At 70.9% G+C, this 13,006-nt stretch carries 9 protein-coding genes; 4 read left to right on the top strand and 5 right to left on the bottom strand.

The features are described from left to right. Positions 1-208: 208 nt before the first annotated feature. The 5 genes from FB600_RS26650 to FB600_RS26630 form a co-directional block, all read right to left on the bottom strand. On the bottom strand, positions 209-1,018 hold the full coding sequence (locus tag FB600_RS26650) for an alpha/beta fold hydrolase (protein WP_046580858.1): 810 nt from the start codon (positions 1,016-1,018) through the stop codon (positions 209-211). A 273-nt stretch (positions 1,019-1,291) separates the two neighbouring features. Beyond that, a complete protein-coding gene (locus tag FB600_RS26645) occupies positions 1,292-3,784 on the bottom strand; it encodes a DNA internalization-related competence protein ComEC/Rec2 (protein WP_145757657.1) in 2,493 nt (830 codons plus the stop codon). Positions 3,785-3,922: 138 nt separating this feature from the next. Beyond that, positions 3,923-4,708 carry a TatD family hydrolase gene (locus FB600_RS26640; RefSeq protein WP_096748500.1) on the bottom strand — a complete coding sequence of 262 codons (786 nt, stop codon included), beginning with the start codon at positions 4,706-4,708 and terminating at the stop codon, positions 3,923-3,925. Positions 4,709-4,712: 4 nt separating this feature from the next. Beyond that, positions 4,713-5,438: a lipoprotein-releasing ABC transporter ATP-binding protein LolD gene (gene lolD / locus FB600_RS26635; protein WP_025099067.1), complete on the bottom strand. Its 726-nt coding sequence runs from the start codon at positions 5,436-5,438 to the stop codon at positions 4,713-4,715. Between the two features lie 19 nt (positions 5,439-5,457). Continuing rightward, the gene (locus FB600_RS26630) at positions 5,458-6,711 is read right to left on the bottom strand and encodes a lipoprotein-releasing ABC transporter permease subunit (RefSeq protein ID WP_047837621.1); all 1,254 of its coding nucleotides are present in this window, start codon (positions 6,709-6,711) and stop codon (positions 5,458-5,460) included. 321 nt (positions 6,712-7,032) lie between these two features. Here FB600_RS26630 and FB600_RS26625 point away from each other — a divergent pair, with 321 nt between their 5' ends. The 4 genes from FB600_RS26625 (at position 7,033) to lysS (ending at position 12,900) form a co-directional block, all read left to right on the top strand. Continuing rightward, positions 7,033-8,139: a regulator gene (locus FB600_RS26625; RefSeq protein WP_145757656.1), complete on the top strand. Its 1,107-nt coding sequence runs from the start codon at positions 7,033-7,035 to the stop codon at positions 8,137-8,139. 9 nt (positions 8,140-8,148) lie between these two features. Continuing rightward, entirely contained in the window at positions 8,149-9,843 is a 1,695-nt protein-coding gene (recJ, locus tag FB600_RS26620) for a single-stranded-DNA-specific exonuclease RecJ (RefSeq protein WP_145757655.1), read from the top strand. A 244-nt stretch (positions 9,844-10,087) separates the two neighbouring features. After that, positions 10,088-11,192, top strand: a protein-coding gene (prfB, locus tag FB600_RS26615; protein WP_096748497.1) for a peptide chain release factor 2 whose coding sequence is annotated in 2 segments (ribosomal slippage) — positions 10,088-10,168 and positions 10,170-11,192 — 1,104 coding nt in all. Because the reading frame shifts where the segments join, the coding sequence is not laid out codon by codon here. Between the two features lie 178 nt (positions 11,193-11,370). Next, positions 11,371-12,900: a lysine--tRNA ligase gene (gene lysS / locus FB600_RS26610; RefSeq protein ID WP_096748496.1), complete on the top strand. Its 1,530-nt coding sequence runs from the start codon at positions 11,371-11,373 to the stop codon at positions 12,898-12,900. Positions 12,901-13,006: the final 106 nt, after the last annotated feature.

The raw sequence follows: 13,006 nt of genomic DNA, 5'->3' as shown, positions 1-13,006 counted from the left end.
CGGGCCGATCGCGCCCTATCCTTGAGCGGCGCGGGAGAGCGGCCCGCCGGGCCGTGCCGGCCGGTTCGCGGCGGCGCATCGACGGCACCAGCACCCGTATATCTGCGTCGCATCGACGGCATATCGACGGATTCCGCGGCGGCGCCAGCGCCCTGCCCGAGCGCGCCCGCGGCGCCCGCGATCGCCGCGCACGCATCGCGACAGCCGCCTACGCCATCTCCACCGAACGCAGCGTATTCAGCATGCGCTGCAAAGCGCGCGCCGTCTCCAGCGGCCGCTCCATCGGGAACAGGTGCGAGCCCTCCAGCCATTCGAGGCGGCCCTGCACGACGCGGCGCGTTGCCTCCAGCCCGACCTGGCGCACCTCGCGCGAGCGCGTGCCGGCCAGGAAACCGACCGGCACCGGCGCGCCGTGCGCCAGGCGCGGGCCGAGCGTGTGCGGCAAGGTGCGGTAGATCATGTATTCGATGTCGCGATCGAAGGCGAGCCGGCGCTCGCCCGAGGGATCCGTCTGCGGAATGCCGTAGTCGATGTAGTCCGCCAGCATCCGCTCGTCCCAGCGCGCGAAGGCCGGCTTCTCGTGGAAATGCCGCCAGGCCTCCTCGCGATCGGCCCAGCGCGTGCGGCGCGTGCGGGTGGCCGCGGCCGGCGAGAGCCGCTCGTCGAGGCCGGCCCACTGGCTGAAACGCAGCGCGCTGCTGCGCCAGCCCGCGATCACGGGCGAGTCGAGCATCACCACGCCCTTGACCCATTGCGGCTTCTGCAGCGCCGCCATCAGGGATAGATAACCGCCCAGCGAATGGCCGACCAGCCAAACCGGCCGCGTATAGTCGCGGCCGATCGACTCCAGCAGTTCCTCGACCAGGTGGGGCCAGTCGCGCGTCACGGGGTAGCGCCGGTCGTGGCCGATCCGGTCGATATGGCGCAGTTCGTAGTCGTCGGCCAGTTCGGCGAAGATGGTCCGGTAGGTCGGCGCGGGAAAACCGTTCGCATGAGAGAAGTGGAGGATGTCCTTCAAGTCGCCGCTGTCTCCTGGTTTCATCATGTGGGTCCGGGTCGAGGCCGGGCTCGCCGCTCCCCGCCTGCGCGGGGAGGCGATCGCCAGTGCCGATGCCAGCGAGCATAGCGCGTCCGGGCCGCGCCATCGCGAAGCGCGGCGGCGGCGCCTCGGCCGTTGCCCCGCGCCGTTTCGAAATCATCGGATAAGCGCTTGATTTTCCTGGTATCGCGCCGGCCCTCGCCGCTTTGATGGTTCCCTCTACTGACTATCCGCCGCGACGTCTCTGCCCGCTCACGGCGCCATCCAGTAACGCCGATGACGTTCGCGATAGCGCTGGACAAGCAACCCGTTCGGCTCAGACGGGTCGTTCAGCATCACGCTCACGGCGCCGTCCCGATCGCTGCGCGCGAGTTCGATGCCGCGGGCGGCGTAGCGCGCCCACACGGTCGGATGCGGGTGCCCGAAGCGATTGGCGTGACCGAGCGGGAACCAGGCCGCGCGCGGCGCGACGGCATCGACGAAGGGCTCCCAGGACGAGGTGCGGCTGCCATGGTGCGGCACCACCAGCACCTCGGCAGCCAGCGCCGCGCGCTCGTCGCGCACCAGCGTGCGCTCGACCCTGGTGTCGATATCGCCGGTCAGCAACGCCGCTCGGCCGCCCGCCGAGACATGCAGCACGCAGGAACTCGCGTTCGGCTCATCCGTGTCAGGCTCGGCGCGCGGCCACAGCACCGCGAAATGCACACCGTCCCAGGTCCAGCGCTGCCCGGCCCGGCAGGCCAGCCGGTCCGCCACCCCGGCCGCGCGCGCCAGCCCCCACAAGGCGTTATCGCGTGGCAGGCCGCCGGTCAGTTGCCGGACCGGCAAGGCCTCGAGCACGGCGGCCGCGCCGCCGGCATGATCGGCATCCGCGTGGCTGATCATCAGCGTGTCGAGCGAACGGATGCCCTTCGCGCGCAGGAAGGGCACGACGATGCGCTCGCCGGCCCGGGTCGATTCGGCACCGGGGCCGGCGTCGAACAGCAACCGGTGATGCGCCGTCTCCGCCAGCACGGCCAGGCCCTGACCTACATCGAGCAGGCTCAGCCGGAGCGCACCGGCGGGCGGCGCCGGCGAGGGCGGCAGCACCAAGGGCAGCCAGGCCAGCGGCGCCGCGAAGCGCAAGGGCCAGCCGCGCGGCATCAGCGCCCAGCCGGTGCCCGCCAGCGCGGCGAGCAAGGCGAACCAGGATGGCGACGGCATCTCGGCCACCGCCGCCAGCCCGGCCGGCATCGCCTCGAACAGCGCGAACATGGCGGTGAGCAGCGCATGCGCGGCACGCAAGGCCAGCGCGTCGAGCGGCGCCGGGAGCGTCATGCCTGCCAGCACGATCGGCGTGACGAGCGAGCCGACCCAGGGAATCGCGAACGCATTCGCCAGCGCGCCGGCCAGCGGAACCTGGCCGAACCAGACCACGGTGAACGGCGCGAGACCGAGCGTGACGGCGTATTGCACGCGCGCGCCGTTCGCGCCGACACGAACCAGGCGCGCCGCCGCGCGACGCAAGCGCTGCCGCGTGCCGCCCGGATCCAGGCCACCCGCTTCCACGGCAGCCGGTTCGTCCGCCGGCCAGGGCCGCGCCGCGCGCCCCGACACGGCGAACAGGATCACCGCCACCGCCCCGAACGACAGCCAGAAACCCGGCATCAGCACGGCCCAGGGATCGGCCAGCAGCACGCAGCCGAGCGCCGCGGCGAGCGTGGTCGAGGGGGCGATCGACCGGCCCGACAAATAGGCCAGGCAGGCCACGGCCAGCATCCACCAGGCGCGCTGCGCCGGCACGTCGAAGCCGGCCAGCGCGGCGTAGCAGCCCGCCCCCGCGATCGCCGCCCAGGCGCCGGCATGCGGCGCCGGCAGCCACAGGGGCAAGGCCATGCCGCGCACGCTGCCGCGCCGCCAGAACGCGGCAGCCAGCCAGGCGGCCAGCGCGCCGACCATGCCGATATGCAGGCCCGAGATCGCCACCAGGTGGCTGGTGCCGGTGGCGCGCAGCACCTGCCGGTCGACCTCGGCGATATCGTCCTGCGCGCCGATCGCCAGCGCGATGACGATGCCCGCATGCGGCGCGCCGTCGAGCACCGCGCGGATCCGCTCCCGCACGCGATGGCGCAGCCGGTCCACCACGGCGGCCGCGTCGCGTGGACTTTCATCGAGACGCGAGGCATCGCGCGACGAGGACACGTAACCCAACGCGCGAATCCCGCCCGCGAGCCAGGCCGCCTCGGCATCGCGCAGGCCGGCGTTGGCATTGGCGTGCGGACGCTTCAGGCGCACCCGCAGGCGCCAGCGCTCGCCGGGCCGCACTTCGGGCGGCGCCGCCTCGCGCCGGTCGTAGCGGATCCAGGACAGGCGCAGCCGCGCCGGAAACCGGAGCAGCGCCGTATCGTGGCCGTCGACGTCGAGCAGGAAGCGCTGCCCTTGCGCATCGCGCGCCGGCAGGCCGCGCACCACGCCCGTGACGAGCACCTCGCGCCGCTGCCATTCGAGCGGCAGGTCGTCGGCCAGGCGCAGGTGCGCGCGCATCGCGGCATAGCCATGACCGGCCAGCGCGGCCAGCAGGAGCACGATCAGGATGGTGGCCCATCGCGCGCCGCGCGACGGAGCCGCCCGCCGAACCATCACGATCAGCGCGAGCAGCAGCGCCACCGCGCCCAGCGCCGCGCCCGCCTCGGCCACGCCGGGCAGGCGCGCCTGCCGCTGCAGCATCACGACACCCAGCGCGAACGCGATCCAGATCTCCCGCATCGGCATGTCGGCCCTCGCGCGCCGAACGCTCGGCATCTCCCGCCGACGATTATGCGGATCGGCAGGCGCGCCGGCTCGATCCGGCGATCGAGCCAGCCGAACGGGCTATGCCAGGAACGGAAAATCAGGCGGGAAAAATCAGGAAAGCGGACGCAGCCTGGGCATCGCCGCATGCGCATTGGCGGTGGTCGCCCGCGCGATGGCCTCGGGCTCGCTATCGCGCAAGGCGGCGATCGCCTCGCCGATGCGCGGCACCTGGTCGGGCGTGTTGCGCTGCTTGTAGATCCATTCGGGGGCGATGTCGGGCGCGTCGGTCTCGACCACCAGCGCCTCGATCGGCAACTGCTCGGCGAGCCGGCGGATCTGCCGCGCGCGCTCGAAGGTCACGTTGCCGCCGAAGCCCAGATGCAGGCCCTGCGCGATGAAGGCCTCGGCCTGCTGGAAGCTGCCGTTGAAGGCATGGGCGATGCCGCGCCGCACCCCGAAGCGCCGCAGCCCCGCCAGCACGCGATCCTGCGACTTGCGCACATGGCAGAGCACCGGCAGCTCGAATTCGCGCGCGAGCTTCAACTGCTCGTAGTAGAAGCGCTCCTGCCGCGGGTTGTCGAGCCCCTCGACGAAGTAGTCGAGCCCGATCTCGCCGATCGCGACGAAGCGCGGATCGTCCAGGCTCGCCTCGATCTCCATGCGCAGCCGGTCGAGATCCTCGTCGCGGGCGCCGGGCGTGTAGAGCGGATGGATGCCGAGCGCGTAGCTGCCGCCGGCGGTGCGATGCGCGAGCTCGCGCACCGTCGCGAAGTTGTCGCGCCCGATGCTAGGGATCACGATGCCCGACACGCCCGCATCCGCCGCGGCATCGATCACGGCCTCGCGATCCGCGTCGAACTCACCGGCATCGAGATGGCAGTGCGTGTCGATCCACATCGGCTCAGACCGGCACCGCCGGCTCCTCGTGCAGCACGCCGTCGCGCAGCCGCAGGATGCGGTCGCAGCGCCCGGCCAGCTCGGGATCGTGCGTGACGATCACGAAGCTGGTGTCGAGCGTGCGCGACAGTTCGAGCATCAGGTTGAAGACATTGTCGGCGGTCGAGCCGTCGAGATTGCCGGTGGGCTCGTCGGCCAGCACGCAGGCCGGCTTGGTGACCAGCGCGCGCGCCACGGCCACGCGCTGGCGCTCGCCGCCCGACAGCTCGCCCGGGCGATGCCGGGCGCGATGGCCGAGGCCGACCCGCTCCAGCATCTCCTGCGCGTCGTGACGCGCCTCGGCCGCGCTGAGCCGGCGGATCCGCAGCGGCATCGCGACATTGTCGAGCGCCGAGAACTCGGGCAGCAGGTGGTGGAACTGGTAGACGAAACCCAGCGCGCGATTGCGCAGTTCGTTGCGCTCGCGCTCGCCGAGCCGCGTGAAGGGCTTGCCGAGCAGCGAGACCTCGCCGGTGCCCGGTTCGTCGAGCCCGCCCAGCACGTGCAGCAGGGTGCTCTTGCCGGAGCCCGAGGCGCCCACGATCGCCAGCTTCTCGCCGCGATGAACGGTGACGGAGGCATCGGCCAGCACGCGCACGTCGAGCCCGCCCTGCTGGAACGATTTGGTGATGCCGCTGGCTTCGAGCACGGTTTCGCGCATGCGCGGGTTTCCTGTTGAGTTCGGGTTCATGGCCGGTTGCGCGAGCCGCTCATTCATAGCGCAGCGCCTCGGCCGGGCGCACCTTGGCGGCGCGCCAGCTCGGATAGAGGGTGGCCACCGCCGACAGCACGAAGGCGATCACGCCGATCTTGGCCACGTCGCCAGCCACCAGCTCGGAAGGCAGCTCGCTGATGAAGTAGACCGAGGGCGGCAGGAACTGCACGCCGAAGGCGTGCTCGATCATCGGGATCAGCCAGGGGATGCTCCAGGCGATCAGGCTACCGAGCGCCACGCCCGAGAGCGTGCCGACGAAGCCCACCGTCACGCCCTGCACCACGAAGATCTTCATGATCGAGCCGGGCTGCGCGCCGAGCGTGCGCAGGATCGCGATGTCGGCCTGCTTGTTGGTGACCGTCATCACCAGCGAGGACACCAGGTTGAAGGCGGCCACCGCGATGATCAGCGTCAGGATGATGAACATCATGCGCTTCTCGATCTTCACGGCCGAGAACCAGGTCTTGTTCTGCTGGGTCCAGTCGCGGATGTAGAGATCGCCCGACAGCGAATGCGACAGTTGCACCGCCACCTCGGGCGCGCGCTGCATGTCCTTGAGCCGCAGCCTGACGCCGGTCGGTGCCGGCAGCCGGAACAGCTTCTGCGCGTCGTCGATGTCGATCATCGCCAGCGTGCTGTCGTATTCGTAATGCCCCGACTCGAAGATGCCGACCACCGTGAACTGCCTCACGCGCGGCAGCATGCCGGCCGGCGTGATGGTGCCCTCGGGCACGAACATGGTGACCTTGTCGCCGACCGACACGCCCAGATTGCTGGCCAGCGCGGTGCCGAGCACGACGTCGAACTGGCCCGGCTGCAGGGCGGCCAGCGAGCCGGCCTTCATGTCCTTGGCGATGTCGGTCACCTGCGGTTCCAGCTTGGGATCGACGCCGCGCAGCAGCACGCCGCTGACGGCATCCTGGCGCGTGAGCAGGGCCTGTGCCTCGACATAGGGTGCCGAGCCGATCACTTCCGGGTTGCGGCGCGCCTCGTTGGCGGTCAGTTGCCAGTCTGGCATCGAGCCGGTCGGCGAGAAGATCTCGACGTGCGCCAGCACCGACAGCATGCGGTCGCGCACCTCCTTCTGGAAGCCGTTCATCACCGACAGCACCACGATCAGGGCCGCCACGCCGAGCGCGATGCCGAGCATCGAGACGGCGGCGATGAAGGAGATGAAACCGTTGCCGGTCGTGCGTTTGCCGGCGCGCGTGTAGCGCCAGCCGATCTGCCATTCGTACGGGAGTTTCAAGCCTGTCCTTTTCACTGGTTGCGGCGGCCGGCACCGGCCCTGAATCGCCCGGCCCGCGCGGGGGGCGCGGGCCGGGACGCGGCGGGCGGCCCGCAGGCGCCGCCGCTCGCATCGACGCCGCCGTCCTTGGGGAGGCGCCGCCGATCACGCGCGAAGTTTGCCATACATTGCTTAACCGTCCCTGAAAAAGCGCGGGCCCGGCACGCGCCGCGCGACGCCTCCCGATCGAAGGCAAAGCCAAGCCGCGCGGCGCTCGCGAGGCAGTGGCCGGACAACATCGGGACGCGATCGGTGCCGCCCGCGCGAGCCGTTTGCCCTACAATGCGCACCATCATGCCAGCCCTGCCTCCGCCCCGCCGCCTCCACTTCCTGTTGCCGTTCGTGCTGCCGTCCGCCGCCGATGCCGCCTCGTCGCCGCACGACCTGGCCAGCCCGGCGCTGGCCGCCCTGCTGGCCCGCGCGCGCCTGGTCGAGCGCAGCGCCGGCGAGGACTTCCAGCGCACGCTGCCGCATCAGCGCTGGCTGGCCGCGCGCTTCGGCGCGAACCGGGGCGATGCCGACGACGACGCGCCGCTCGCGCCGTACATGCTGCTGGCCGACGGCGGCACGCCGGGCGACGCGTCCTGGGCCTGCGTCGAGCCGGTCCACGTGCAGATCGCCACCGACCACCTGGTGCTGATCGATCCGTCCGCGCTCGAGCTGCCGGCCGCCGAGGCCGCCGCCCTGCTCGAAGTCGCGCGCCCGCTGGTCGAGGAACTGGGCGTGCAATTGCAGGCGCCCGATCCGCGGCGCTGGTACCTGTCGAGCGAATCGCTGGCCGCGCTGGCCGGCGCCGCGCCGCTGCGCGCGAGCGGCCGCAACATCGAGATCTGGCTGCCGCACGAGGCTCGCACCGGCGAGCGCTCGCGGCTGTGGATGAAGCTGCAGAACGAAGTGCAGATGGCCTGGTTCGGCCACGCCGTCAACGAGACGCGAGAGGCGCGCGGCCAGTTCACCGCGAACTCGATCTGGTTCCACGGCCAGGGTCGGCTGCGGCCCGTGAGCAGCCCGTTCGCGCGCGTGCTGTCGACGGACTGCGCCACGCGCGGCCTCGCGCTCGCCGCCCAGGTGCCGGTGGATGCACCGCCGGCCGCGTTTGCCGCGCTGGCCGGTGCCCCCGGCGAGGACGAGGCCGCTCGCGCCACCCTGCTCGAACTCGACGCGCTGACGGTGCCCTTCATCCAGCAGGACTGGGCGGCCTGGCGCGAGGCGCTCGACACGCTCGAGCGCGACTGGTTCGCGCCGGCGCTCGAGGCGCTGCGCGCCGGCGAGCTGCGCGAGCTGAGCTTCACGCTGTGCGGCGATACCGGCGCCACCACGCTCGCCGTGACGCGGGGCGACCTCCGCAAATTCTGGCGACGCCGCGCGCTCGCCTCCCTGTTCGAATAACCCACCCGCATGACCCGACTCGTCACCCGCCACGCCTCCCCCGCCGACGCCGAGGCGCTCGCCCGCCACGGCCTGCACCCCGTTCTCGCGCGCCTGTATGCCGCGCGCGGCGTCACCTGCCCCGAGGACATCGAGACCGCCCTGGCGCGGCTCGTGCCGCCCGCCAGCCTGAAGGGCTGCGAGGATGCGGCGGTGCTGCTGGCCGACGCGCTGGCGGCGCGCAAGCGCATGCTGGTGGTGGCCGATTACGACTGCGACGGCGCCACCGCCTGCGCGGTGGCGGTGCGCGGCCTGCGCATGCTCGGCGCCTCGATCGACTACCTGGTGCCGAACCGCTTCGAATACGGCTACGGCCTCACGCCCGAGATCGTCAAGCTGGCCGCCGCGCGCCGGCCGGACCTGCTGATCACGGTCGACAACGGCATCGCCAGCGTCGACGGCGTGGCCGCCGCCAACGCGCTCGGCATCGACGTGCTGGTCACCGACCACCACCTGCCCGGCGCGACGCTGCCCGCGGCGCGCGCCATCGTCAACCCGAACCAGCCCGGCTGCGAATTCCCGAGCAAGCACATCGCCGGGGTCGGCGTGATGTTCTATGTGCTGCTGGCGCTGCGTGCCGAGCTGCGCCGCCGCGGCGCCTTCGACGATGCCCGGCCCGAGCCGCGCCTGGACGGCCTGCTCGACCTGGTCGCGCTCGGCACGGTGGCCGACGTGGTGCGCCTGGACGGCAACAACCGCGTGCTGGTCGCGCAGGGCCTGCAGCGCATCCGGAAGGGTCGCATGCAGCCCGGCATCGCCGCGCTGTTCCGCGCCGCCGCGCGCGAGGCCCGCTCGGCCTCGGCCTTCGATCTCGGCTTCGGCCTGGGCCCGCGCCTGAACGCGGCGGGCCGCCTGTCCGACATGTCGCTCGGCATCGAATGCCTGACCACCGACGACATCGGCCGCGCCTGGGAGCTGGCCCAGCAGCTCGACACCATGAATCGCGAGCGCCGCGAGATCGAGGCCGGCATGCAGCAGCAGGCGCTGGCCGACCTGGCCCAGGTCGACCCCGCAGAGGCGGCCACCATCACGCTGTTCAATCCCGAGTGGCACCAGGGCGTGATCGGTATCGTCGCGGGCCGGCTCAAGGAGAAGTTCCACCGCCCCTCGTTCACCTTCGCGCATGCCGACGAGAGCGGCGCGCGCGTCAAGGGCTCGGGGCGCTCGATCCCGGGCTTTCACCTGCGCGACGCGCTGGACCTGGTCTCCAAGCGCGAGCCGGACCTGCTGGTGACCTTCGGCGGCCACGCGATGGCCGCCGGCGTGACGCTCGAGACCGACAAGGTGCCGCGCTTCGCCGCCGCCTTCGAGGCGGTGGCGCGCGAATGGCTGTCCGAGGAGGCGCTCTCGCGCGTGCTGGAGACCGACGGCGATCTCGAGGATGCCTATTTCACGCCGCAGTTCGTCGAGTTGCTCGATGGCGCGGTCTGGGGCCAGGGTTTCCCGGCACCGCTGTTCTCGGGCGAGTTCGAGGTGGCCTCGCAGGCGCTGGTCAAGGACAAGCACCTGAAGCTGCAGCTCGCGCGCGGCCGCCAGCGCTTCGGCGCGATCTGGTTCAACCACACCGAACCGCTGCCGGCGCGCGCCACCGTCGCCTACCGCCTCGCCAGCGACACCTGGAACGGCGTGACGCGCGTGCAGTTGATCGTCGAGCACGCGGCCTGACACAGCAACGCGCGGCGCGCGGGTCGGCGGCGCGAGGCCGGGCCCCGCCGCGGTCGATCGCGCTCCGCCGTGCTCCAGCGACGCGATCCGCCACCGTTTTCCAGGCGCTTTGCCCCGATTTCCAGCCGATTTCCCGGCAAATACCGGCGGCTCGCGCGCTCGCGGCCCCGGCGCGCCTACCGGCCGAGCCCCCCGATCGGCTATAATTTCGCCTTTTCACGAAGCCGGAAAAGCGATCATCACCATGGAAGCGGAACGCCTCAACGCGATCGAAAGCTCTCTCGCGGACCTGCGCCGGCGCGCGGGCGAGCTACGGGGGTATCTTTGACTACGACGCCAAGTCCGCGCGTCTAGCCGAAGTCAACAAGGAACTCGAAGACCCGAACGTCTGGAACGATTCGAAGAACGCCCAGGCGCTCGGTCGCGAGAAGAAATCGCTGGAAGGCGTCGTGACGACGCTGACCACGCTCGACGGCGACCTGCGCGACGCGCAGGATCTGTTCGAACTCGCGCGCGAGGAAAACGACGAGGACACGCTGCTGGCGAGCGAGGGCGAGGCCGCCGAACTCGAGAAGCGTGTCGCCGAGATCGAATTCCGCCGGATGTTCTCCAACCCGGCCGATCCGAACAACTGCTTCATCGACATCCAGGCCGGCGCCGGCGGCACCGAGGCCTGCGACTGGGCCTCGATGCTGCTGCGCCAGTACCTGCGCTACTGCGAGCGCAAGGGCTTCAAGACCGAGGTGCTGGAAGAGTCCGACGGCGACGTGGCCGGCATCAAGAACGCCACCATCAAGGTCACGGGCGACTACGCCTACGGCTTCCTGCGCACCGAGACCGGCATCCACCGCCTGGTGCGCAAGTCGCCGTTCGATTCCTCGGGCGGGCGTCACACCTCGTTCTCGTCGGTGTTCGTCTATCCGGAGATCGACGATTCGATCGAGGTCGAGGTCAATCCGGCCGACCTGCGCATCGACACCTACCGCGCCTCGGGCGCGGGCGGCCAGCACATCAACAAGACCGACTCCGCGGTGCGTATCACGCACATGCCGACCGGGATCGTGGTCCAGTGCCAGAACGACCGCTCGCAGCACCGCAACCGCGCCGAGGCGATGGCGATGCTGAAGTCGCGCCTGTATGAAGCCGAGATGCGCAAGCGCCAGGCCGAGCAGGACAAGCTCGAATCGAGCAAGACGGACGTGGGCTGGGGCCACCAGATCCGCTCCTACGTGCTCGACCAGAGCCGCGTGAAGGACCTGCGCACCAATGTCGAAATGAGCAATACGCGCGCCGTGCTCGACGGCGATCTCGACGATTTCATCGGTGCGAGCCTGAAACAGGGCGTCTGATCGCCCGGGGGCGGCGCCTCGCGCCACTCCCTTTCCGCGGTGCCGCCGCGCCTCGCGCGCGAGCATCGCGGAAACCGCGCCCGGCCGGCCCGGGCGCGCAGCAGCACCGGCCCGACCTGCCGCATCCGCCGCACCCGTCACACGCCGCATCCGTGTCACCCATCGAATTCCGACCATCATGACCGAACCGACCCAACCGCAGCAGGCCGCGCCCGCGACCGACGACAACCAGCTCATCGCCGAGCGCCGCGAGAAGCTGCGCGCGCTGCGCGAGCAAGGCGTCGCCTATCCGAACGACTTCCAGCCGACCCACCACGCGGCCGACCTGCAGGCGGACTACGCCGAGGCCGACAAGGACACGCTCGAGGCCAAGCCGCTCGAGGTCAAGCTGGCCGGCCGGATGATGCTGCGCCGCGTGATGGGCAAGGCCAGCTTCGCGACGGTCCAGGACGGTTCCGGCCAGATCCAGTTCTTCGTCACGCCCGCCGATGTCGGCGCCGAGACCTACGACGCGTTCAAGAAGTGGGACCTGGGCGACATCGTCGCCGCGAGCGGCGTGCTGTTCCGCACCAACAAGGGCGAGCTGTCGGTCAAGTGCACCGAGCTGCGCCTGCTGGCCAAGGCGCTGCGCCCGCTGCCGGACAAGTTCCACGGCCTGGCCGACCAGGAGATGCGCTACCGCCAGCGCTACGTCGACCTGATCGTCACGCCCGAGACGCGCAACACCTTCCGCGCCCGCACCAAGGCGATCGCCTCGATCCGCAAGTTCATGGCCGATGCGGACTTCATGGAAGTCGAGACGCCGATGCTGCACCCGATCCCGGGCGGCGCGACGGCCAAGCCCTTCGTCACGCACCACAACGCGCTCGACATGGAGATGTTCCTGCGCATCGCGCCCGAGCTCTACCTGAAGCGGCTGGTGGTGGGCGGCTTCGAGCGCGTGTTCGAGATCAACCGGAATTTCCGCAACGAGGGCGTCTCGCCGCGCCACAACCCGGAATTCACGATGATGGAGTTCTACGCGGCCTATACCGACTACCGCTGGATGATGGACTTCACCGAGCAGGTGATCCGCCAGGCGGCGGTCGATTCGCTCGGCACCGCGACGATCCAGTACCAGGGCCGCGAGCTCGACCTCGCCAAGCCCTTCCATCGCCTCACCATCAAGCAGGCGATCCAGAAGTACGCGCCCGCCTACAGCGACGCGCAACTGGCCGACGTGGCCTTCCTGCGCACCGAGCTCAAGCGCTTCGGCGTCGACGTCGGCCAGCCGGCCTTCCTGAACGCCGGCCTCGGCGCGCTGCAGCTCGCGCTGTTCGAGGAAACCGCCGAGGCGCAGCTCTGGGAGCCGACCTTCATCATCGACTACCCGGTCGAGGTCTCGCCGCTGGCGCGCGAATCGGATGCGATGCCCGGCGTCACCGAGCGCTTCGAGCTGTTCATGACGGGCCGCGAGATCGCCAACGGCTTCTCCGAGCTCAACGATCCGGAAGACCAGGCCGCGCGCTTCAAGAAGCAGGTCGACCAGAAGGATGCCGGCGACGAGGAAGCGATGTACTTCGACGCCGACTACATCCGCGCGCTCGAATACGGCATGCCCCCGACCGGCGGCTGCGGCATCGGCATCGACCGCCTGGTGATGCTGCTGACCGACAGCCCGACGATCCGCGACGTGCTGCTGTTCCCGCACCTGCGCCGCGAGGACTGAACCGCATCCTCACTCAGAGGGCCGCCCGCTGGCGGCGGCCCTGCCCCGCGCGGCGACGCACCGTGCGCCGCCCGTTTCCCCCAAGTCTCTCCCGCGTCGACCAATC

The sequence above is a fragment of the Burkholderia sp. SJZ089 genome (assembly GCF_007828315.1).
Taxonomy (GTDB): Bacteria; Pseudomonadota; Gammaproteobacteria; order Burkholderiales; family Burkholderiaceae; genus Burkholderia; species Burkholderia gladioli.
Note: the sequence above shows the minus strand (reverse complement) of the source record. Positions and strands in the feature narration are given on the sequence as shown.